The organism is Anaerorudis cellulosivorans, from assembly GCF_025943985.1.
GTDB classification, from domain to species: Bacteria; Bacteroidota; Bacteroidia; order Bacteroidales; family Dysgonomonadaceae; genus Anaerorudis; species Anaerorudis cellulosivorans.
On sequence record NZ_JAPCWE010000005.1, the window covers coordinates 116401 to 139360 of the forward strand.

At 43.5% G+C, this 22960-nt stretch carries 18 protein-coding genes; 11 read left to right on the forward strand and 7 right to left on the reverse strand.

The annotated features are described in order from the left end of the window. Position 1: 1 nt before the first annotated feature. The 3 genes from OLM34_RS04170 to OLM34_RS04180 form a co-directional block, all read right to left on the reverse strand. Entirely contained in the window at positions 2-1465 is a 1464-nt protein-coding gene (locus OLM34_RS04170; protein ID WP_264405440.1) for an alpha-L-fucosidase, read from the reverse strand. Between the two features lie 122 nt (positions 1466-1587). After that, the gene (locus OLM34_RS04175; protein WP_264405442.1) at positions 1588-1773 is read right to left on the reverse strand and encodes a PG1828 family lipoprotein; all 186 of its coding nucleotides are present in this window, start codon (positions 1771-1773) and stop codon (positions 1588-1590) included. A 144-nt stretch (positions 1774-1917) separates the two neighbouring features. Continuing rightward, positions 1918-3567, reverse strand: coding sequence for an AMP-binding protein (locus OLM34_RS04180; protein WP_264405443.1), 1650 nt, complete (start codon positions 3565-3567; stop codon positions 1918-1920). 191 nt (positions 3568-3758) lie between these two features. Between OLM34_RS04180 and mtaB the strand changes: the two genes are divergently transcribed. The 6 genes from mtaB to OLM34_RS04210 all read left to right on the forward strand — a co-directional run bounded on the left by mtaB (position 3759) and on the right by OLM34_RS04210 (position 8965). Beyond that, complete coding sequence (gene mtaB, locus OLM34_RS04185; RefSeq protein WP_264405444.1) at positions 3759-5078, forward strand: tRNA (N(6)-L-threonylcarbamoyladenosine(37)-C(2))-methylthiotransferase MtaB; 1320 nt, start codon at positions 3759-3761, stop codon at positions 5076-5078. Positions 5079-5094: 16 nt separating this feature from the next. Further along, a complete protein-coding gene (locus tag OLM34_RS04190) occupies positions 5095-6009 on the forward strand; it encodes a lysophospholipid acyltransferase family protein (protein ID WP_264405445.1) in 915 nt (304 codons plus the stop codon). Continuing rightward, positions 6006-7034 carry a glycosyltransferase family 2 protein gene (locus OLM34_RS04195; RefSeq protein WP_264405446.1) on the forward strand — a complete coding sequence of 343 codons (1029 nt, stop codon included), beginning with the start codon at positions 6006-6008 and terminating at the stop codon, positions 7032-7034. Before OLM34_RS04190 ends, OLM34_RS04195 begins: the two co-directional genes overlap by 4 nt. 117 nt (positions 7035-7151) lie before the next feature. Further along, entirely contained in the window at positions 7152-7319 is a 168-nt protein-coding gene (locus OLM34_RS04200) for a DUF362 domain-containing protein (protein WP_264405448.1), read from the forward strand. 110 nt (positions 7320-7429) lie between these two features. After that, a complete protein-coding gene (locus tag OLM34_RS04205) occupies positions 7430-8095 on the forward strand; it encodes an Ig-like domain-containing protein (RefSeq protein ID WP_264405449.1) in 666 nt (221 codons plus the stop codon). Between the two features lie 96 nt (positions 8096-8191). Next, positions 8192-8965, forward strand: a complete 774-nt coding sequence (locus tag OLM34_RS04210; RefSeq protein WP_264405450.1) for a DUF5040 domain-containing protein — start codon at positions 8192-8194, stop codon at positions 8963-8965. Between the two features lie 98 nt (positions 8966-9063). Here the strand turns inward: OLM34_RS04210 and OLM34_RS11465 are convergent, their stop codons facing one another. The 3 genes from OLM34_RS11465 to OLM34_RS04225 all read right to left on the reverse strand — a co-directional run bounded on the left by OLM34_RS11465 (position 9064) and on the right by OLM34_RS04225 (position 12342). Next, positions 9064-9819, reverse strand: coding sequence for a methyltransferase family protein (locus OLM34_RS11465; RefSeq protein WP_264405451.1), 756 nt, complete (start codon positions 9817-9819; stop codon positions 9064-9066). 151 nt (positions 9820-9970) lie between these two features. Then, on the reverse strand, positions 9971-10981 hold the full coding sequence (gene gap / locus OLM34_RS04220; protein WP_264405452.1) for a type I glyceraldehyde-3-phosphate dehydrogenase: 1011 nt from the start codon (positions 10979-10981) through the stop codon (positions 9971-9973). Between the two features lie 134 nt (positions 10982-11115). Then, positions 11116-12342 (reverse strand): competence/damage-inducible protein A, encoded by a 1227-nt coding sequence (locus OLM34_RS04225; protein ID WP_264405453.1) that lies wholly within the window; start codon positions 12340-12342, stop codon positions 11116-11118. Positions 12343-12476: 134 nt separating this feature from the next. Between OLM34_RS04225 and OLM34_RS04230 the strand changes: the two genes are divergently transcribed. Further along, the gene (locus tag OLM34_RS04230) at positions 12477-12734 is read left to right on the forward strand and encodes a type B 50S ribosomal protein L31 (RefSeq protein ID WP_264405455.1); all 258 of its coding nucleotides are present in this window, start codon (positions 12477-12479) and stop codon (positions 12732-12734) included. Positions 12735-12792: 58 nt separating this feature from the next. Here the strand turns inward: OLM34_RS04230 and OLM34_RS04235 are convergent, their stop codons facing one another. Further along, the gene (locus OLM34_RS04235) at positions 12793-13404 is read right to left on the reverse strand and encodes a SagB/ThcOx family dehydrogenase (protein WP_264405456.1); all 612 of its coding nucleotides are present in this window, start codon (positions 13402-13404) and stop codon (positions 12793-12795) included. 248 nt (positions 13405-13652) lie between these two features. Between OLM34_RS04235 and OLM34_RS04240 the strand changes: the two genes are divergently transcribed. The 4 genes from OLM34_RS04240 (at position 13653) to gyrA (ending at position 22921) form a co-directional block, all read left to right on the forward strand. Further along, positions 13653-14906: a DUF4105 domain-containing protein gene (locus tag OLM34_RS04240; protein WP_264405457.1), complete on the forward strand. Its 1254-nt coding sequence runs from the start codon at positions 13653-13655 to the stop codon at positions 14904-14906. A 58-nt stretch (positions 14907-14964) separates the two neighbouring features. Next, positions 14965-16554, forward strand: coding sequence for an alkaline phosphatase family protein (locus OLM34_RS04245; RefSeq protein WP_264405459.1), 1590 nt, complete (start codon positions 14965-14967; stop codon positions 16552-16554). An 89-nt stretch (positions 16555-16643) separates the two neighbouring features. Further along, positions 16644-19949, forward strand: a complete 3306-nt coding sequence (gene secA / locus OLM34_RS04250) for a preprotein translocase subunit SecA (RefSeq protein ID WP_264405460.1) — start codon at positions 16644-16646, stop codon at positions 19947-19949. Positions 19950-20380: 431 nt separating this feature from the next. Further along, complete coding sequence (gyrA, locus tag OLM34_RS04255) at positions 20381-22921, forward strand: DNA gyrase subunit A (RefSeq protein ID WP_264405462.1); 2541 nt, start codon at positions 20381-20383, stop codon at positions 22919-22921. The last annotated feature ends 39 nt before the right edge of the window (positions 22922-22960 follow it).

Genomic DNA, 22960 nt, shown 5'->3' on the forward strand with positions numbered 1-22960 from the left:
CTTATTTGTTCGCACTATATTCTTCGGTAGGAGGAGCATAAAAAGCACCCACATTCAGGATATTGGCCTCATCGCGTGTTTCAAGAATAGTGATCCTGATTTTCGAAGTTGCCACATCGTTAAATTTCAGCAACCGTTTATACCCGATGGTAGTGCCTTCGCCCAGTTTTTTCCACCCGTTACCCATTTGGGCGTCCACTCTGAAACTTTCAACGCGTTGCCCCTGTTTAATATCTTCCTGAAGCATAATTGTATTGATGGTGTCGTTCTCAAGCAGATCATACTCTCTGAAGCCCCCCTGTTTTGTCGTCCAAGCCACTTTTCCGTCCACAAGTTTGTTTTCGTCAAACGTAGAAGCGATGTAATTGCCGAACTGCTCCAGCCTTTTCACATCTGTTTCGGGCAAAAGTCCTCGTGTGTCGGGCGATACATTCAACAAAAGCACCGCATTTCTACCCACCGATTTGTAGTAAATGTCAACCAGCCGGTTCAGCGTTTTTATCTGTTGGTCTTCTTCGGGATGATAAAACCAACCCGGCCGCAGCGAAACATTCACTTCGGCAGGATACCAGTATAATTTTTTTGCCCTGACAATCAATTCCCGGCTGCCAAGATCTTCGGCAGCAGGCGATATGCCCAACCGTTCGTTTTCTTTTATGGTAGCCACATCGATATTCGGCTGAAGCGGCGTCACGCTCCATTCGGTTTCGCGGGCAAAACCTTTTTCGTTTCCCACCCAACGAACATCGTTACCCATCACGGCTTTTACAGCCCGTGGTTGCAATTGGTCTATTACCTTATAAAAAGCCTCCCAATCGTATTCCTGCACTCGTTCGAGAGGTTCTTCACCTTTTGCTCCGTCGAGCCACACCTCGTCGATTTCGCCGTAATTCGAGAGCAATTCGGTTAATTGTTTAATGAATAAGGCATTATATTGTGGAGAATCGCCGTAACTTTTGGCATTTCTATCCCATGGAGAAAGGTAGATGCCGAATTTCATCTTGTATTTGTCGCAAGCATCTTTTACCTCCCTTACCACATCGCCCTCGCCGTTGCGCCAAGGTGAAGATGCCACAGAATGAGTTGTGGTTTCCGTAGGCCACAGGCAAAATCCGTCGTGATGCTTTGCCGTAAGAATAAGTATGCCGAAGCCGGCATTTTTCAATGTTTTTACCCATTGTTCGGCGTCAAAAGCGGTAGGATTAAACAACGCAGGATCTTCAAAACCGTTTCCCCATTCACGATTGGTAAACGTATTCATTCCGAAATGAATAAAAGCATTCATTTCTGTTTTCTGCCATTCATATTGCCGGGAAGTAGGCACCAAATAAGCAGCCAACTTTATTTTTTGGTCGTTGGTGATTATTTTCGGGAATGCAAGTTCCTTTTCGAAGAAATACTTCTTTTTGGAGCATCCCGACAACATCAATATCAGCAACAAACCGGGGAAGAAAATCCGCCTCATCCTCTTTTTCTTTCTGAAAATATTATTCGTTCGACGACAAAGTTAATTTGCTTTTGATTTAAAAACAAATAAAAAAAGCCACCCTTTGTAGGGATGGCTATACCTTTAACGTAGGGGTAGTTTTATTGTGCTACCTGAACAGTGGTATCCACAACAGCAGCAGCAGTATCAACTGCAGCCGGAGCAACTTCCTCAACTGCTTGAGCTACAGAGTCAGCAGAAGCTTCGCTCTGGTTAGATTTTTGATTTGAGCAAGCAGCAAAAGAAAGGGTAGCTGCAACAGCAACGAATAATAATACTTTTTTCATTTTTCAATAATTTTAAAACGATAAACAATTTTTCTCTCTAAAATTTCGGTGCAAAGATATATCATTTATATGTTATATAGCATATTTTTGGGCAATTTTTTTATTGAGAAACCGGCAATTTAGTATTTTTTAACCCTGCAGATTTCATTGGTACAAGTAACGACGGATGTTTTTTGAAGGGGTTTTCTCAAATTCGGCGTTGTAAATCTCTATTTTACTTATTTTTTCGTAACGCGCAAGCTGCCGGTTCAGTGCCATTCGGTTTCTTTCCATGATTTGTGGCAATTTTTCTTGCGGTATGTTGTCGGCATTCAAGGCTTCATGATCGGGATAAACCAAGGCAACCAATTTTCCATTTCGTTCAACAACCAGACTCTCGGCAACATAAGGCAAACTGTTTAAGCGCGCTTCGATTTCTTCGGGATAGATATTCTGCCCGTTTGGTCCTAACAACATCGATTTAATTATACCTTTAATATACAGTCGTTTCTCTTTATCCATCACCCCTAAATCGCCCGTTTTCAACCATCCGTCTTTTGTGAAAGCGGCAGCAGTAGCTTGCGGATTTTTGAAATATCCTTTCATTACGTTTTCCCCGCGCACCTGTATTTCTCCCGGAATCCTTTCCGGGTCGGCAGAATCGATCCGTGCTTCCATTATGCCTTCCAAAACTTTCCCGCAAGAGGTAGGAACAAAATTTCGGTGCGACTCGTACGAAATGAGGGGTGCACACTCCGTCATGCCGTAACCCACGGTGAAAGGAAATTTCAATTGATAGAAAAACGCCTCCACTTCGCGGTTCAATGCCGCCCCTCCTATAATGACTTCCCTGAAATTTCCTCCGAAGAGGTTCATCAGGTAACATCTCATTTTGCACAAAACCAGGCGGTTTATCAAGGGCGTACGCAACAAAAGCTTCATCAGCGGTTTGTTTATCAAAGGCAGAATCTTCCGGTGGTATATATTTTCAAAAGTGAGCGGAACAGTAATAATGATGTGAGACTTGACCTTTTGGAGCGCCTGAACCAAATTTCGAAAGGAAGGTATAGTATCCAACAAGGTGATATGTACTCCTTCGGAAAGGGGGTAAAGAAAATCGAACGTGCAACCGTAGGCATGGGCTAAGGGTAAAAAAGCCAGATTGCGCTCGCCCTCAAATAGCAGATTCACCTTGTCGGCAAACGTAACGTTTCCTGCAAAATTATTTGCCGTGAGCATCACTCCTCTGCAAAAACCCGGCGTGCCCGAAGTATAATTCAAACAGATGACTTCACTATTGTCGATTTCGGGATAAATCACCTGTTCTTTTCGGAAACCGTCGGGGTATTTTTCTTCGCATAACTCGTCCCATCGGTTTACCATTTTCCAAAGGCTTTCATCGTCACACTGAAACAATTTGAAAGAAGGGATTTCGAAAACGGGGACGGTTATTTTTCCTTTGGTAATCTGACTCCAAACCGATTCGTCCATAAAAACGAGTTTCGATTCGGAATGTTCAATGATATGCTCGATGTTTTCCGGATGGAAATAAGACAAAACGGGGACAATAACAGCCCCATAAGTAATGGTGGCCAAAAAAACCGTGCACCATGCCGAATGGTTTTTGCCCGACAAAGCTATTTTATCGCCTTTTTCAATACCTATTTTATCAAACAACACATGCAACCGGGCAATCTTTTGTGCAAGATCGCCGTAAGTGAGCGTTGTTCCTCCTGCATAATCGCTCAACGCAGGCAATTCCCAGTGTTCTTTCAGGCTGTTTTCGTAAAGTTTGATAAAATTTTGGCGAATCACATTTTTTATATTAGCAAGTATACACAAAAATAAGATGTTCTTTGAGAATAACAAAAAGAATCTCATGGCAAATGCGCCAATTTGTTGTATTTTTGTACATCCTTTACAAGGATACCTTGTTGCTATTCATCAACAAATGAGATACAAAGAGGAGCCAGATTCCTCTTATTTATTGATACAGTGATACCTATATGATTGATCGTTCCGTTTTCGAAAATAAAACCGCCGTTTATTATACGTTGGGATGCAAACTGAATTTTGCGGAAACCTCGGCACTTGGCCGACAGCTCTCGCAGGCAGGAATCCGCCGCGCACAAAAAGGACAAAAAGCCGATATTTGTGTCATAAATACCTGTTCTGTAACGGAACTGGCCGATAAAAAAGGTCGTCAAGCCATCCGCAAAATCATTCGTCAACATCCCGGAGCCTTTGTGGTGGTTACCGGATGTTATGCTCAGTTGAAACCCGACGAGATTGCCCACATTGAAGGAGTAGATCTGATATTGGGATCGGAACAAAAACACGATGTGCTGAAATACCTCAATACGTTGGATAAAAAAACCGGAAGCGAAATTGTTGTCTCCGAAACCAAGCGGATAAAAACCTTTGTTCCTTCGCTGTCGGCCGACGACCGCACCCGCTACTTCCTGAAGGTACAAGACGGTTGCGATTATTTTTGCACCTATTGCACCATCCCTTTTGCCCGTGGCCGCAGTCGCAATGCACCCGTTTCCCTGCTTGTGCAGCAAGCTCGGGAAGCGGTAGGAGAGGGTGGAAAGGAAATTGTACTCACCGGCGTGAATATCGGCGATTTCGGACGCAGTACGAACGAAAGTTTTTTCGATTTGCTCTGTGCACTCGACGAAGTAGAAGGGATTGAGCGATTTCGCATTTCGTCGATCGAGCCCGATCTGCTGACCGACGACATCATTCGTTTTGTTGCCGATTCAAAACGGTTTGCGCCTCATTTTCATATTCCCCTTCAGTCAGGCAGCGATGCCGTGCTCAAACTCATGAAACGAAAATACGATACGGCACTGTTCCGTCACAAAATCGAAATGATCAAAGAGGCGATGCCCGATGCTTTTATTGGCGTGGATGTCATCGTGGGCGTTCGGGGCGAAACGGATGCCTATTTTGCCGAAAGTGCAGCATTCATCGATTCGTTGCCCGTTTCGCAACTACACGTTTTCACCTATTCGGAACGCCCGGGTACGCAGGCGCTGAAAATTCCGTATGTGGTGAAGCCGACGGTAAAGCACGAACGCAGCAAGACGTTGCTCGACATTTCGGAGAAAAAACTGCTCCACTTCTATGGCAGCCAACAAGGAACCCGTCGTAAAGTGCTTTTCGAACATACCCGCCACGGGCGGAAAATGATAGGCTTTACCGAAAATTATGTACGCATGGTTTCGGATTACGATGCCTCGTTGGTAAACCGGCTTGTTGAAATAGAAGTAGGGAAACCGGACAACGAGCATTCGGCAATGGAAGCCGTTTTCATCGACTAAAAAAGTATAACCCTTCATGCAAAAAAAGACAAACAAACAATCGGTAGCAGGCTATTATTTATTGTACGGCATTTCTTATCTCCATGCCCTTTTGCCGCTTTCCGTACTGTATGTTTTGTCGGATGCTCTTTATTTTTTTCTTTACTACATTGCCCGCTATCGGCGAAAAGTGGTCAGAAAAAACCTCACGAATGCCTTTCCTTTTAAAGGGAAAGTCGAAATCGAGAAAATCGAAAAAGACTTTTATCGTTTCTTGTGCGATTATTATGTTGAAACCATTAAGTTACTGCATATTTCGGATGAAGAAGTGAAGCAACGCATGAGGTTTGACAATCCGGAATTGCTCAACGAATTGGCTAAAAACGGTAATTCGTGCTTCATGAGTCTCGGGCATTACGGCAATTGGGAGTATGTGCCTTCCGTCGGTTTTTATCTTTCTCCCGAAATCGTACAGGGTCAAATCTACAAACAATTACACAACAGTGTCTTCGATCGTTTTTTTCTGAAAATCCGTTCGCGCTTTTCCCCCAAATGCATCGAAATGGGCGAAGCTTTTCGTACAATTGTGAAAAACCGAAACGAAGGACGCTCCATGCTGATCGGTTTTATAAACGACCAGCGTCCGCCGCGATATTACGATCAATATTGGACCACTTTTCTCAATCAGGATACACTGGTACTCACCGGCATGGAGCGCATTGCCGCAAAATTTGGCTTTGCTGTGGTATATTTGGACATGCAGCGTGTGAAACGCGGCTATTACCGGGGAACCTTTTCCGTGATAACCCTCGATGCTTCCAAAGAAGAACCCTATGCCGTAACCGAAAAATATATGCGGGAACTGGAAAAAACCATTTTGCGCGATCCGGCCTACTGGCTATGGTCGCACAACCGCTGGAAATTTGCAAAAAATACGAACACATCAGCATGAAAAAAACTTCGGTAATCATACTCAACTGGAACGGTCGGAAATTGTTGGAGCAATTTCTTCCTGCCGTATTGCAACATTCGCTGTCGGACGATTGTGAGGTGATTGTTGCCGATAACGGCTCGACAGACGATTCGGTATCATTTCTCGAAACACGGTATCCGGCCTTGCCGTTAATCGTTTTCGACAAAAACTATGGCTTTGCCGAAGGATACAACAAAGCCATCCGTCAGGTCGATTCGGAATACGTCGTATTGTTGAATTCCGATGTGGAAACCACAGAAGGTTGGCTCGATACCCTTGTCCGCTATATGGACGTTCATCCCGAAACAGCGGCCGTTCAACCCAAAATACGTGCCTTCTTCGATCGTAAAAAATTTGAATATGCCGGTGCGGCAGGGGGCTTCATCGACAAGTATGCCTATCCTTTTTGCCGCGGACGCATTCTCGAAAATGTGGAAACCGACTATGGACAGTACGACTCCATCATCCCCGTTTTCTGGGCTACCGGAGCCTGCCTGTGCATCCGCCGCAGCGATTACCTCGGTGCCGGAGGGCTCGATGCCGACTTTTTTGCTCACATGGAAGAAATCGATTTGTGCTGGCGGCTCAACGCCCGTGGTCGAAAAATCGAATGCGTTCCGGAATCGGTAGTCTATCACATGGGAGGTGCATCGTTGAATAAGGAAAATCCGCAAAAGACCTACCTCAATTTCAGAAACAACCTCTTGATGATTTACAAGAATATTGCACCATCGCAATTACCTCAAACGATGGTTGTGCGTTTTTTCCTCGATTTGCTGGCCTTTGCACACCTGTGCTTGAAAGGAAAATTTCAAAATGCGGGTGCCGTTGCAACAGCTTATGCCGATTTCCTGAAAATGCGAAGCCGATACAAAAATATCCGTAAAGAAAATCTCGAAAAAACCGTAATAACAACTATTCCTTCACGCTTTAAAGGCAGCATCCTGTGGAATTATTACGTCAAAAAAAAGAGGACCTTCGGGCAACTGTTCGAAACACATTAAAAAAATTGGTACCGAATTTGATTTTGTTTCTAAAAAAATCTGTGTATATTTGCGCAATTATAAAAATAAATAATTCAATCTAAAACACTAACATCTAATTAAAATTAAAGAACGATTATGGCTTACGTAATTACAGAAGATTGTATTGCTTGCGGCACTTGTATTGACGAATGTCCTGTAGGTGCTATTTCGGAAGGTGAAATTTATGTGATCGATCCCGACATTTGTACAGATTGCGGTACATGTGCCGAAGTCTGTCCCACCGAAGCAATCCATCCGGCATAAATCATAAATGACCAAACAACGTGGCATCTTTAATTGACGCCACGTTTTTTTTGGTTTTTGGATAAGAGCCGACATACAATTCCTTCAACTTAATTAATTAACACGATCATATGAAAAAAGTATATTACATTTTATTGCTTGTTGTATGGGTTATACATCAATCCTGTATTAATAGTGTAAATGAGGTTGATTCTCCCATGACAGTAAAAAATAGCGAGTTGACAATGACTCATGGAAATACCGAAAAATTGATTGTTGAAAACGCAAAAGGTTTTACTACCTATAAAAGTACCAACGATGATGTTGCCACCGTGTCGCCCTACGGCATAGTAACTGCCGGAGTAAAAGGGGAAGCAACTATACGTGTTGAATCGGGAGCAGAAACAGCAATGTGCAAGGTTTCGGTAACCACCTCGATAAACCATATCATAGAGCCTTGTGTCGATTTTGGCCGCGATTATGAAACGGTGAAAAATAAAATAAAAAATGATGCTGAAATCACCGAAGAAAACGGGAATATGATACAAACCCGAGTAATTGAGAATACCGTTTTCCGATATGTTTATTTATTCAAGGACGGAAAACTTTCCTCGTCGTGTCTTTCCTTTCCGCTTCAATCACCCACAGCCGAAATAATAGACGATTTTTTGGCTGAACGTTATCTCCCCTGGGATAAATATTTATATTCTCCCGATAAAAAAGTGGGAGTATTCACGCTCAAACCGGGAGATGGATACCTTTATGTATTTTATTCCACCTTGTGCCCAACTGAATAGCCATAGGCAGGATTTTTTGGTTTTTCAATGTCGTGTATCTGCAATTCAAGCATTTTTTATCTAAATTTGCTGCAATAACAAAAACGAATTTTACCGATGAAACAATTTCGTATACTGTTGATTTTATGGGTTGCTTTTGGAACGATTCTTTCGGCTCAATGTAGAAAAGACTCTGCTCAATATACTTTTCTGCTTACGGGCGCCTCGTTTGCTTCGCCCAATAACGGGTGGTTTGAAGTAGGTTGCGATTTGGTGGGCGCAATCCCCCTTAACCGCGCAATAGGCGGAGAAGCCATTGCAAATACGGCCAACCGGATGATCAACGGCACACTGTACACCGAAGAAGAGTTCGAAAATATCGATGCCTTTGTGATTATGCAGGTGCACAATCAAGACGTTTTCGATGAGTCGCAGCTCAAACCCAATTACACCGATTACGAAACGCCATTCGATCGGAGCAACTATGCTGCAGCTTTCGATTATGTAATCAAACGATACCTTGCCGAATGTTATAACCTGAAATTCGACAAACAGTCGCGCTATTATAATACTAAATACGGCAAACCGGCAGTGATTGTGTTGTGTACCGACTGGCACGATGCGCGCGTAACTTACAATACTTCGGTTCGAAAATTGGCTGCGAAATGGGGTTTTCCATTAGTGGAATTCGACAAGTATATCGGTTTTTCCAAAAATGCCCTTCATCCCGTAACGGGTGAGCAAATGAGTTTGCTTTTCTCGGGCGACAAGCAGGAAATCGACGGTGTTACTTATGGGTGGCATCCCGAAAATGGAAAAGAAACTTACATCCAACGACGCATGGGGGCTATTTTTGCCGACACCATGCAGAGGATTTTTCCCGTGAAATAAGATTAGCGTTTTTTCCTGTAATGTTTTGCCAATCCGCCGGCGGCCGTTTCTTTATAGAGGCGGGGAAGGGCATTCCCCGTTTCTTTTAATGATTCCATTTATCTGTTTTCTTCTTCCAGAACATGAGTTTTCTTTTTTAAGTATTTCAGGACAAGATAACCTGTTCCGGTAATGAGACACATGACAAGTAAAAAATAATTGTAATCAGTTTCTCTTTCAATCAATTCACCTGAGAGATCAAAAATGCAAAAGATACCAAAAAGAGCGCAAATCCCATTTTTTTCTTGCCGAAGCACTTTTTTCCAACTAAATGGTAAGGCAGACTTTTGGTAATTTTTAAATTTTGGAAAAAATGCGGGAACATTCTTTGCCCATTCCAGATAGAAGTCTCCGAATTTTCGGCGTAAAAACTGTTCTTCGGCAAACATGATTCTTTCGTAATATAACCCATAAGCCAGACAAAAGGCGATAATAAACCAAAAGTTTCCGGTCAGCATGGCAATTCCCAACCATATCAGAAAATTCCCCAAATAAAGGGGATGTCGTACAACGGAATACATACCTGTCGTATTAAGTGTGTCGGCAATTTGGACTTCTTTAGTGTTTCTTCCGGAGGTATTTTTTGGTGTGTATCCTATCGTATATATCCGTATACTTAAGCCAATTAAACTGACAAACAAACAAAACATTTCATAATAAATTTCCCAAGGCTCATCCTCCAAAATAAAAGTTTGGGGATACATTTCTGTTCGCAAATAAAGGATCAAACCAATCAATAAAGCAATTAAGGGGAGGTAACTTCTGTGTTTGAAAAGCCATATTCCTTGGCGTTCGAATTCTTCCTGAAGGGCCATTTGGTATTTTTTTTAGAAGGTGAATTAGAATTAAACATTTATAATAGGAGAGTGATCAGCAATCATTAAGGCTCATCCCAACGTGAAAAAACGATTAAAAAAGCGCCACATTTGAAGGGCGCTTTTTTTAATGCATATCGAGAAAATTCGATTAATAGTCGCCGTTAACTTTTGCCATGTGAGCAATCAGGTCGAGCACTTTGTTGGAATAACCCCATTCGTTGTCGTACCAGCTGATCACTTTCACGAATGTCGGGCTCAGTTGGATACCTGCTTTTTCGTCGAAGATGGAAGTACGGGGATCTCCAATGAAGTCGCTCGATACTACGTCTTCATTGGTGTAGCCGAGAATACCTTTCAATTCGCCTTCCGAAGCCTCTTTCATTGCTTTGCAAATTTCTTCGTAAGTGGTTTCTTTTGCCAAACGTACCGTTAAGTCAACCACAGAAACATCGAGGGTGGGAACACGCATCGACATGCCGGTAAGTTTTCCGTTCAATTCGGGAATTACTTTACCTACTGCTTTGGCAGCACCTGTGGACGAAGGAATGATGTTGGCTGAAGCAGCACGGCCGCCTCTCCAATCTTTCTTTGAAGGACCGTCAACGGTTTTCTGAGTGGCTGTGGTGGAGTGAACGGTGGTCATCAAGCCTTCGAGAACACCAAACTTGTCGTGAAGCACTTTGGTAATCGGTGCAAGACAGTTGGTGGTACATGAAGCGTTGGATACAAACTGTTCGCCTTTGGTGTACGTTTTTTCGTTAACGCCACATACATACATCCGGGTATCGTCTTTCGAAGGAGCCGACATTACCACATATTTGGCACCTGCAGCGATATGGCCTTTGGCTTTCTCCTTGGTAAGGAATAAACCGGTAGATTCCACTACGTAATCGGCACCGATTTCGCCCCATTTCAGGTTAGCAGGATCGGTTTCGGAGGTAACGCGAATCGTTTTCCCGTTTACTACCAAGTTACCGTCTTTGATGTCGATTGAACCCTTAAACTGACCGTGAACGGTGTCGTATTTCAACATATATGCGATGTAATCTACATCGAGCAAATCGTTGATACCTACTACTTCAATATCGTTTCTTGTTTGAGCTGCACGGAAAACCAAACGTCCGATACGTCCGAATCCGTTAATACCTACTTTAATCATAATGCTAAAATTTATTTAATTAAAATTACACCTAAATACACTCTTTTATTCGATTACAAAAATAGATATTCTTTTTATTTGAATAAAATTATTCATGTCAAAAACTCTAAAATTCTTTATCTTTCTATTTATTTTTACTTCAGCATCCTCACTAGTTGCAACATTGCCATGTTGGCAGCACGTGAAATATTCTCTTCGCGAAGCATTCCCGTATGATAGAGCCGGGCGTGTGTTTTGCCATGGTAAAAGGTACAAACCCATACCGTTCCCACCGGTTTTTCATCGCTTCCTCCCGAAGGTCCGGCAATTCCCGAAACGGCTATGCTACAGTCGGTTTTCAACAGTGAAGCAACGTTAGCGGCCATCTGTTCCACCACAGGCCGGCTTACCGCCCCGTGTTTCTCGAGCACATCGGCAGGCACATGCAGCAGAGCACGTTTTACCTCGTTGGAGTAGGCAATGATGCTTCCGTTGAAATAATCCGACGCTCCGGGAATCGTAGTGATGCGGTGTGCAATGTAACCGCCGGTGCAACTTTCGGCCGTAGAAACCGTAAGGTGCTTTTGGCGTAATGCATTGCCCAACAACTCTTCGAGTGAAGCATCGCTTTCGGAAACCAATAAATCGCCCAAAATGCCGATCAATTTTTCGGCCTGTGCATCCATCTCCTCCTCATGCTTTGTTCCGCGTGCCCATAATCGCAGCCGCACCATCCCGAACGACGGAAGATAGGCAAGCGACAAGCCTTCGGGCAGCTCTTTTTCGAAATCGCTCAGTTTAACGGCTAAAGCCGATTCCGAAATATCGGAAACCAAAAAAGAGCGTTTAAGATAGGGTTCTGTATGGAAATGCTGTTGCAATCGGGGAATGATTTCATCCGTCATGGCCGTTTTCATTTCGACGGGTACGCCCGGCATGGAAACAAGAATTTGGTTGTTGCGCTCAAACCATAGGATAGGGGCGGTGCCTGCTTTATTCGGAATGACGGTGCATCCTTCGGGCACAAATGCCTGACTTCGGGTCAGTTCGTTTATCTCGAGATTTTTCTGCGAAAAAACGGTGCGGATAGTGTCCAACACACTTTCGTCAAATACAAGTCGGGTATGAAAATAGCGGCAAAGGGTGTTTTTGGTAATATCGTCCTTGGTTGGACCCACGCCACCCGTAAGCAACAACACATCGGCTCTGCCAAAAGCGATATCCAATGCGCGTTCTATCATTTGAGCATTGTCGCCCACCGAGGTGATGGCAACGACTTCAAATCCGTGCGCGGCGAGTTCGCGCGCCATCCACGCCGAATTAGTGTCCACAATTTGTCCGATGAGCAATTCATCGCCAATGGTAATAATTTCAATCTTCATTGCTATTTCCTTCCTATATAATCATGCAAAATAACATAGAATCTTTCTCAAAAAGAAAAATAGATTCCATTTATTTTTTTATTCGAACGGAATATTTTATCTTTGCAATCCGAAACATCAAAACTAAAATTATAATGAAGAAAGATATTCATCCGCAAAATTATCGCCCTGTGGTTTTTAAAGATATGTCGAACGACGAGACGTTTATTTGTCGCTCTACGATCAATGCAAAAGAAACTATTGAAATTGACGGTGTTACTTATCCGTTGGTGAAACTCGAAATTACCAGCGCATCGCACCCGTTTTATACCGGTAAACAGAAGCTGGTGGATACGGCAGGTCGTGTCGACAAATTCATGAGCCGTTACGGAAATCGCAACAAGAAGAAATAACTACTGCTTCGGCAGAAAAGATAAAAAGCGACGATGCAAAACCGTCGCTTTTTTTGTTTTATTTGGGATATCCCACCGATTGCGTCAACAATACTTCCTGATTGGGGGGAAGATTCAGCAGTTTACCCAATTCTTCCTTGTTGAACGAACCACGGACAACCGTATTCAACCCTTCGGAAGCACAGAAAAGATAAATGTTTTGCGACACAAAACCGCAATCGGTATATGCATAGTGCCTGCTTGAAGCCTTGGATAAATCGCTCACAAAAATTACATTTAACGAGGCATCGCCCACATAGTCCTGCATGCCTGTATTTTTTCGGTAATCGCCTTTTCTTACAAGCTTCAGCTTATGGTTTTGTGCATCGTAATAATACAGACCTTCTCTGACGGAGATGTACAACTCCAATTCCTGGCGATTGTTTGCCGTTGGTGCCGTGCGCTTGTCGGGGCGGTTAAAACCGTTTGCTGCCCAAAGGAGGTTCGACAAGGTGGTGAGAGGCAGGTCTTTGTCTTGCCTGAATTCACGCGTTGATCTTCTTTCGCTCAATGCCTGCATGAGCGGTTTTCCGCCGGTTTTGTCGGGAGCAGGAAGCTGAATATCCTGCGCCGAAAGAAATACACTTGTCATCATCATAGTTGACACTAATAAAGAACCTAATTTTTTCATTTTTCCGGTTATTTAATCGATTATGAATATGGGAAACAAGAATACAAAAATAAAAAAAATCGCGTAAAATCCGTATCCTGCGTTTTTTTATCTACTTTTGTTTTGTATTTTAGCGTGCATTTCAAAAGTCGATTACCGTAATTTCATCTAAAGAGATATTGATATTCAATATATTACAAATCGTCAAATCATTAAACAGATTTTTTGAAGTGGATTCGTTTTATCAATTTATGAAGTGAAAGCAGAGAATGAAAAGAAGTTTTTTTGCGGTTCTATGGTTACTTATATCACTTATCCCGTCAAAGGCTCAAATACAATTGGGCGACAGTGCAAAAATTAGTCTGATGACCAGCGAACCATGGCCGGGTGCGGTTTATGCCTTATTCGGACATACAGCTTTATGGGTACACGACGATTCAACGGGTGTGGACGCGGCATTCAACTACGGCTATTTTGATCCTTCCCAACCCTATTTTATCTATCACTTTTTAAGAGGTGAGACCGACTATATTCTTGGAGTGACTTCCTATGAGGATTTCATTTCGGAGTATCGGCAAAAAGGGGTCAACGTGTATGAGCAAGAGCTGAATCTCACGCGGGAAGAGTTGCAGAATCTGTGGCAGGCTCTGTATATAAATTCGTTACCGGAAAACAGAAAGTATCGGTATAATTATTTGTACGACAATTGTGCTACGCGTCCGCGCGACATGGTGGAGAAATATGTTCAGGGAAAAATCATTTATCCGCAAGACAACAACGAACAAACTTTCAGGGATTTGATACACGAGTGCGTGCATCCGTATCCGTGGTTGGAATTCGGTATCGACCTGTTGGTGGGTAATGAAGCGGACAGACGTGCCGATGTAAGGGAAAAAATGTTTTTGCCGATGTATTTGATGAAAGCCTTTAAAGATGCAATGGTTGTAAAAAACGATACCCTGCGTTATCCGCTGCTGAAAAATACACAGCTTGTTTTGTCGGGCAACACGGCTGTTTTGCAGCAACAAAACGATAAAGCCGGGTTTACTCCTTTACCCGCAGCACTGCTGTTGCTTCTTGTAACCTTCCTTATTTCGGTTGTTCAGCTCGTAAAACTCAACAACCCTAAATTTTCAACAATTTACGATACCTTTCTCTTCGGAATTGCCGGAATAGGAGGCGCTGTTATTTTCTTTCTGCTGTTTTTTTCGGAACATCCGGCCACTAATCCGAATTGGAATTTTGCATGGTTAAATATTTTTGCGTTCGTTTTTGCCATTTTATTTTGGGTTAGACCGGCAAAAAAAATGGTTTATGTTTATCATTTTATTAACTTTGTAGCCCTAACGGCATTTCTTCTGCTGTGGTGGCTGATACCCCAGCAGTTGCCGCTGGCAACCATCCCGTTTTCAATGAGTTTGTGGCTAAGGTCGGGAACAAACGTGTGGATATCCATAAAAAGACGCTCGAAAAATAAACGGTATGCATCGTTCAAGTATATGAAAGCCGGATGGGGAGAATGATTTTCAGCATGGTTTTTGCATATTAATTTTAATCGTAAGATTTGATAGTACATATAGAATGATTCGGATAGTTTCTTCACTTGTAGCTTTTTTTTCAATAGCTTCGTTATGCGCGCAAAATGTTTCGGAAGAACCACCCAAATTGGTAATCGGCATTACCATCGATCAATTGCGCGGAGATTATCTCCGGCTGTTTAAACAAACTTTCGGAGAAGACGGATTTAAACGTTTACTGAACGAGGGATTGGTTTATAGCGACATTAAATACGATTTTCCTCATCCCGATGCAGCCTCGGCCATTACAACCGTTTATACGGGTGCCTATCCGTTTTATCACGGCATTGTGGGCGAAAAAAAATACGCAAAGGATACCGACCGGGAAATCTCTTCCTTTTTCGACAGCAAGTTTAACGGGGTTTCGACTACCGACCAATTATCGCCAACAGCGATAAAAGTACCTACCTTGACGGATGAATTGCAAATTGCGTCGGGAGGGAAATCGGATATCGTTGCTTTTGCGCCGGATGCGTCGGCCGCACTGGCAAGTGGAGGACATGCGGCAAGCGGCGTGTACTGGATTGACGATTACAACGGCAAATGGGTAAGTTCGTCTTTCTATAAAACCAACCAATATATCGTAGATCAGCACAACAGAAGCAGCCGGTCGCTCAGCCTCACCATTGGTACGTTGATGTGGCGACCGGCTATCGATATCGCCAATTACAAGGCTTTCCCTTATACACAGAACGTGTATAATTTTCAGCACTATTTCGGAAAAGATAAAACAAATCAGTTCAAACTGTTTAAACAATCGCCTTTGGTTAATACCGAAGTGCGGCAGATGGCCGAAAAAATATTGAATGCCGGGACCATCGGCAAACATACGTATCCCGATTTTTTGGCGTTGACGTTTTATGCCGGAAATTATGAAAACGCCTTGGATAAAAACTATTCTCTCGAAATACAAGATACCTATTATCGTCTCGATCGGGAAATTGCCCAACTGTTGGAAACCGTAGAAAAAACAGTAGGACTGGATAATACGCTGATTTTTGTGGTTCCTACCGGTTATTATAACGAAGAAGAAATCTATCCGCCGGATTTGACGCTTGCGGGTGGCAATTTTTATCCCGAGCGCACCCGGTCATTGCTCAATATGTATTTGATGGCTATCTATGGGAATGTACAATGGATAAAAAAATATTATGACGGTCAATTGTTTTTCGACCGGAAACAGCTGGATGACAAAAAAATCGATGTCATCGATTTTCAAAGACGTGCAGCCGAATTTATGGTGCAGTTTGCCGGTGTGCAAGATGTGATCACATCGCATCAAATGCTTCACGGGGCCTACAACCAAATGGTCCATTTCTATCGGAACGGGTATCACAAAGGCATATCGGGCGATTTGTTCGTGGAACTTCAACCCGGATGGCAGATCGTGACCGACGACCAATCGTCAAATAACAACCAAAAGGTCAGAAACAACGCTGTATCGGCACCCGTAGTCTTTTTCGGAAACCACATTAAACCACAAAAAATATACCGAACCATCGAAGCTACCGAAATTGCTCCATCGGTTGCGCACCGGTTGCGCATTCGCGCTCCCAATGCCGCACAAGAAACCGTGTTGAAAGAATTGTTTTAAAAACACGGTTGCCGAGACCATTTCTTTATCGTTTCTTTAAATATCATTTATAAATAATATACTATCAATCGTTTACATCTATACAATTTATGGGATTCAACGAATTAATATCAAAAATATTTGGCAACAAGGCTCAACGCGATTTGAGAGAAATCAATCCCGTTGTAGAAAAAATAAAAGCAGTTTATCCTGAAATGGGCAAACTGTCGAATGACGAGCTTCGTGCCAAAACCCGAGAACTCGAAAAAAGAGTTCAGGATTACGTCATCGAAGAAAAAGCCCGCATTGAAGAGTTAAAATCGAATATCGAAAATGTGGACCTGGAAGAACGGGAAATAATTTGGCAACAAATCGATAAGATAGAAGACGAAATTGTTGAGAAATACGAAAAAATATTAGACGAAATTCTTCCGGAAGCTTTTGCAATAATGAAAGATACCGCCCGTCGTTTCAAAGAAAACGAAGAACTGGTGGTAACAGCTACCGATTTCGACCGCGAATTGGCTGCTACACACGACTTTGTGCGTATCGAAGGCGATAAGGCCATTTACCAAAATCACTGGCTGGCGGGTGGCAACGAAATTACCTGGGATATGGTGCATTACGATGTACAGCTGTTCGGCGGCGTTGTTTTGCACAAAGGAAAAATTGCCGAGATGGCTACAGGTGAAGGGAAAACGCTGGTAGCCACACTTCCTGTTTTTTTGAATGCACTTACCCACAACGGCGTGCATTTAGTTACCGTTAACGATTACTTGTCGAAACGCGATGCGGAGTGGATGGGCCCACTGTATATGTTTCACGGTCTGTCGGTGGATTGCATCGATAAACACGAACCCAATTCCGAAGCACGACGCAGAGCCTATGAGGCCGATATTACCTTCGGTACAAACAACGAATTCGGTTTCGACTATCTTCGCGACAACATGGCGCTTTCGCCCAAAGACCTCGTGCAACGCAAACTCAATTATGCCATTGTGGACGAGGTCGATTCGGTATTGATTGATGATGCACGTACCCCGCTGATTATATCGGGACCTGTTCCCAAAGGCGAAGACCAGCTTTTCGAATCTTTTCGCCCACGAGTGGAATTGTTGGTCAAAGCGCAACGCGATCTGACAACGCGACTGCTCACCGAAGCGAAAGCAAAAATGGCATCGGAGGACAAAAAAGAACAAGAAGAAGGCGCATTACTGTTGTATCGTTCCTTCAAAGGTATGCCTAAATATAAGCCGCTGATTAAATTTTTGAGCGAACCCGGCGTAAAGGCTGCCATGCTTAAAACCGAAGAATTTTATATGCAGGATCAGATGCGCAATATGCACATTGTGACCGATCCGCTGTATTTTGTCATCGACGAAAAAAACAATACGGTAGAACTTACGGAAAAAGGGATTGATTTGCTCACCGGAAAATCGGACGATCCCTTGTTTTTTGTTTTGCCGGATATCGCCTCCCAATTGGCCGAACTGGAGAACGAAAACCTTACCGAAGAAGAAAAAGCAGCAAAAAAAGACGAGCTGCTCCAAAATTATGCCATAAAATCGGAACGTGTTCATACCATCAATCAACTGCTGAAAGCCTATACGTTGTTTGATAAAGACGACGAATATGTGGTGATCGACAATAAGGTGAAAATTGTGGATGAACAAACAGGGCGTATTATGGAAGGCCGCCGTTATTCCGACGGTTTGCATCAGGCTATCGAAGCCAAAGAACGGGTGAAGGTGGAAGCTGCTACCCAGACGTATGCAACCATCACGTTGCAAAATTATTTCCGGATGTATCACAAATTGGCGGGCATGACCGGTACCGCCGAAACCGAAGCCGGCGAATTTTGGGATATCTATAAACTGGATGTGGTGGTGATTCCCACTAACAAACCGGTGATCCGTAACGACATGAACGACCGGATTTACAAAACGAAACGCGAAAAATATACGGCTGTTATCGAAGAAATCGAAGAAATGATCAACCGGGGAAGGCCGGTTCTGGTGGGTACAACATCGGTTGAGATATCGGAATTGTTGAGCAGAATGCTCACCCTTCGCAAAATTAAACACAATGTACTGAATGCCAAGCTGCATCAACGTGAAGCCGAGATTGTGGCCAACGCGGGGCAGAAAGGTGTGGTTACCATCGCAACCAACATGGCCGGACGTGGTACGGATATCAAACTCTCACCGGAAGTTCGCGAAGCAGGCGGGTTGGCAATTATCGGTACCGAACGCCACGAATCTCGGCGCGTCGATCGTCAGTTGCGCGGACGTGCCGGTCGTCAGGGCGATCCGGGATCGTCAGTATTCTTCGTGTCGCTGGAAGACGATCTGATGCGCTTGTTTGCAACCGAAAGAATAGCCGGACTGATGGATCGCATGGGATTTAAAGAGGGCGACGTGCTGGAGCACGATATGTTGAGCAAATCGGTTGAACGGGCACAAAAGAAGGTGGAAGAAAACAACTTCGGTATCCGTAAACGTTTGCTCGAATATGACGATGTGATGAATGCCCAACGTGAAGTCATCTACAAACGCAGAAGACATGCCCTTATTGGCGAACGTATCGAGATGGATGTCATTAATATGATACAAAATACCGTTAATCGGATCGTTGAAGAAAACGAGGACGATTACGAAAACATGAAAATGGAATTGTATCGCATTATGGCTATCGAAATTCCGTTCACCCAAGAGGAGATGAAAGCGTTGAAACCGGAACAACAGGCTGAAAAGATTTTCGAAAAAGCGCTGAGCAGTTTCAAACGGAAAACCGATAAAATGGCCGAGATTGCCCAACCCGTAATCAAACAGGTCTATGAAAGTCAGGGTGCCATGTATGAAAACATTCTTATCCCCATCACCGACGGAAAGAAGGTTTATAACATCGCCACCAACTTGAAAGAAGCCTACGAAACAGGGTCGAAAGCGTTGGTGAAATCGTTTGAGAAAGCCATCTTGCTGCATACGATTGACGAACACTGGAAAGAACATCTGCGCGAAATGGACGACCTGCGCCAATCGGTTCAAAATGTTACGTACGAACAAAAAGACCCGTTGTTGATTTACAAATTGGAATCCTTCGATCTTTTCAAAAAAATGGTTGAAGAAATCGATACCGAAGCTGTTTCTATACTGATGCGCGGACAAATACCGGTTCAGGCTCCCGACAATGTGAGACGTGCAGCTCCCGAAAAAAAAACCGATTACAGTAAATACCGTACCCGAAAAGATGAGATGGGGGGAATACTCAATAAAGGAAGGGACGGTGGAGGAGCACCCAAACAACAGGAACGAAAAATGGAACCCGTACGTGTGGAAAAAAAGATCGGACGCAACGATCCGTGTCCTTGCGGAAGCGGCAAAAAATACAAACATTGTCACGGACAAAATGCATAATTTGAATTAATTTACACGGAGAAAAACCCGGAAGAAGTTTTCACCATCTTTCGGGTTTTTTACTGTTTTCACGGCATATATTCAAACAATCGACGCTTCACGCTCGCTTCATGCTTGCATCAAGGCGGGGAGAAGAACGCCGGGTTTTGTGGACCGGGAGTAAAAACTACCTGCGTATTTGCCGCAAAAACGGCAAATACCGGGAGCGAGGATGGTGCAGCCTTGGTACGGACTTGGTGCGGAGAAGGTGGGGTTCGTTTTGCACTTGCCGGTTGACGCTGCAACGCTCATTTTTACGCCGGTTTTTTTGTTAAATTCGATAGAAAGCAGTATCTTAGTAAAATATTTAAACACGCTGACAAGATTTGATAGATGACTGTAAATAAAGCGAATACATCATATCAAAAGAAAGAAATAGTAAAACAAACAGTATGATAGATCAGGAAGAAAGAGTCATTCAGATTAACATTGAAGATGAGATGAAATCGGCATACATCGATTATTCGATGTCTGTCATTGTTTCCAGAGCACTACCCGATGTAAGAGATGGTTTCAAACCCGTTCACAGACGCATCCTTTTCGGTATGTACGAATTGGGCAATACGCCGGATAAACCCCATAAAAAATCGGCCAGAATTGTAGGTGAAGTATTGGGAAAATACCATCCACACGGCGATTCATCGGTCTATAATGCCATGGTGCGCCTGGCTCAAGACTGGAGCATGCGTTATCCGTTGGTTGACGGGCAAGGTAATATGGGAAGTATCGACGGCGATAGTCCGGCAGCCATGCGATACACCGAAGCAAGGCTCAACAAACTTGCCGAAGAAATGCTGCGCGATATCGATAAAGACACCGTGGACTTTCAACTGAATTTCGATGATACGCTCAATGAACCAACCGTACTCCCCACACGGATACCCAACCTGCTGATCAACGGCTCGGCCGGGATTGCGGTAGGAATGGCTACCAATATTGCTCCTCATAATTTGACGGAATGCATCAACGGCATCATCGCTTATATCGACAACCGCGATATCGACGTCAAAGGCCTTATGCAATATATCAAAGCACCCGATTTTCCCACAGGAGGATACATCTATGGATATCAGGGAGTAGAAGAGGCTTTTGAAACGGGAAGAGGACGAATCGTTATCCGCGGAAAAGCCGAAATAGAAACCGGAAAAACCCACGATCAAATCATTATTACGGAAATCCCTTATATGGTAAACAAAGCCGAACTGATAAAGCATATTGCCGATTTGGTTACGGAAAAAAAGATCGAGGGGATTTCGAATATCAACGACGAGAGCGACCGGCAGGGTATGCGCATCGTGATCGATATAAAACGCGATGCCAATGCCAACGTCGTGTTAAATAAACTATTTAAACTCACCGCTTTGCAATCGTCGTTCAATGTAAACAATATTGCATTGGTAAAAGGACGTCCCCAAATGCTCAACCTGAAAGATATGATTGAGCAGTTTGTGGAACATCGACATGAAGTGGTGATCAGAAGAACAAAATTCGACCTTAAAAAAGCGGAAGAAAGGGCCCATATTCTGGAAGGCTTGATCATTGCCTCCGACAACATCGACGAGGTAATTGCCATTATTCGAAGCTCAGGCAATCCGCAAGAGGCTATACAACGACTGGTTGATCGCTTTCAACTATCTGACATTCAGGCACGTGCAATAGTGGAAATGCGGTTGCGCCAGTTGACGGGACTGGAACAGGATAAGCTCCATGCCGAATATGAAGAGGTTAAAAAACAAATCGAATACTTGAAAGAGATTTTGAGTAACGAAGACCTCTGCATGAAAGTCATCAAAGACGAACTGATCGAGATTAGAGAAAAATATGGCGACGAGCGCCGTTCGGAAATTATTTATTCGTCGGAAGAGTTGAACCCCGAAGACTTTTATGCCGATGACCAAATGATCATTACCATTTCGCACATGGGGTATATCAAACGTACGCCTCTAACGGAGTTTCGCACGCAAAACAGGGGTGGGGTGGGGTCTAAAGGCTCCGAGACTCGTGACGAAGATTTTGTGGAATTCATTTATCCCGCTACCAACCACAATTATATGCTTTTCTTTACACAAAAAGGGAAATGTTATTGGTTGCGGGTTTACGAAATTCCCGAAGGCACCAGAACCTCTAAAGGAAGAGCCATACAAAATTTGTTGAATATCGATCCCGATGATGCCGTGACGGCTTTTGTCCGTGTGCCTGCATTGGATGATGAAGCGTATATCAATTCGCATTACCTCCTTTTCTGCACCAAACGGGGAATCGTGAAAAAAACCTTGCTGGAGGCCTATTCGCGTCCGCGCCAAAATGGCGTGAATGCCATCACCCTCAATGAGGGCGATGAGGTGATATCTGTACGTTTAACCGACGGAAATAAAGATGTTATATTGGCAAACAGAAACGGGCGCGCCATCCGGTTTCACGAATCGGGGGTACGACCGATGGGACGTACGGCTGCCGGAGTAAAGGGAATGACGCTGGACAATGATGGCGAAGACTGCATTATCGGAATGATTTGTATGGATCCGGATTCCGAAACTACCATATTGGTCGTTTCTGAACAAGGCTACGGAAAACGAACACACTTGAACGATGAAGATGGAGAACCGGTTTATCGGATCACGCAACGAGGTGGAAAGGGAATTAAAACGCTGAATGTTACAAATAAAACAGGCAAACTGGTTGCTATTAAAAGCGTTACGGATAAGAACGATTTAATGATAATTAACAAATCAGGAATTGCAATACGCGTAAAAATTTCCGATATTCGCATCATGGGAAGAGCTACGCAAGGGGTGCGCCTCATCAATTTGGATAAACGAAACGATGATATTGCCTCTGTATGTAAAGTTAATTCAGAAGATCTGGAAGATAACGAAATTAACGAATTAAATGATGATGAGGATACCGAAAATATAAATGAATCGAAAGAATAACACGTGATATAGAAATTCTATGAAATTAATTAATCGATT

Bases quoted from the DNA above. Each gene is read 5' to 3' on its own strand.
- OLM34_RS04170 (WP_264405440.1), bottom strand. From the start codon at position 1,465: ATGAGGCGGATTTTCTTCCCCGGTTTGTTGCTGATATTGATGTTGTCG.
- OLM34_RS04175 (WP_264405442.1), bottom strand. From the start codon at position 1,773: ATGAAAAAAGTATTATTATTCGTTGCTGTTGCAGCTACCCTTTCTTTT.
- mtaB (WP_264405444.1), top strand. From the start codon at position 3,759: ATGATTGATCGTTCCGTTTTCGAAAATAAAACCGCCGTTTATTATACG.
- OLM34_RS04190 (WP_264405445.1), top strand. From the start codon at position 5,095: ATGCAAAAAAAGACAAACAAACAATCGGTAGCAGGCTATTATTTATTG.
- OLM34_RS04195 (WP_264405446.1), top strand. From the start codon at position 6,006: ATGAAAAAAACTTCGGTAATCATACTCAACTGGAACGGTCGGAAATTG.
- OLM34_RS04200 (WP_264405448.1), top strand. From the start codon at position 7,152: ATGGCTTACGTAATTACAGAAGATTGTATTGCTTGCGGCACTTGTATT.
- OLM34_RS04205 (WP_264405449.1), top strand. From the start codon at position 7,430: ATGAAAAAAGTATATTACATTTTATTGCTTGTTGTATGGGTTATACAT.
- OLM34_RS04210 (WP_264405450.1), top strand. From the start codon at position 8,192: ATGAAACAATTTCGTATACTGTTGATTTTATGGGTTGCTTTTGGAACG.
- OLM34_RS11465 (WP_264405451.1), bottom strand. From the start codon at position 9,819: ATGGCCCTTCAGGAAGAATTCGAACGCCAAGGAATATGGCTTTTCAAA.
- gap (WP_264405452.1), bottom strand. From the start codon at position 10,981: ATGATTAAAGTAGGTATTAACGGATTCGGACGTATCGGACGTTTGGTT.
- OLM34_RS04225 (WP_264405453.1), bottom strand. From the start codon at position 12,342: ATGAAGATTGAAATTATTACCATTGGCGATGAATTGCTCATCGGACAA.
- OLM34_RS04230 (WP_264405455.1), top strand. From the start codon at position 12,477: ATGAAGAAAGATATTCATCCGCAAAATTATCGCCCTGTGGTTTTTAAA.
- OLM34_RS04235 (WP_264405456.1), bottom strand. From the start codon at position 13,404: ATGAAAAAATTAGGTTCTTTATTAGTGTCAACTATGATGATGACAAGT.
- OLM34_RS04240 (WP_264405457.1), top strand. From the start codon at position 13,653: ATGAAAAGAAGTTTTTTTGCGGTTCTATGGTTACTTATATCACTTATC.
- OLM34_RS04245 (WP_264405459.1), top strand. From the start codon at position 14,965: ATGATTCGGATAGTTTCTTCACTTGTAGCTTTTTTTTCAATAGCTTCG.
- secA (WP_264405460.1), top strand. From the start codon at position 16,644: ATGGGATTCAACGAATTAATATCAAAAATATTTGGCAACAAGGCTCAA.
- gyrA (WP_264405462.1), top strand. From the start codon at position 20,381: ATGATAGATCAGGAAGAAAGAGTCATTCAGATTAACATTGAAGATGAG.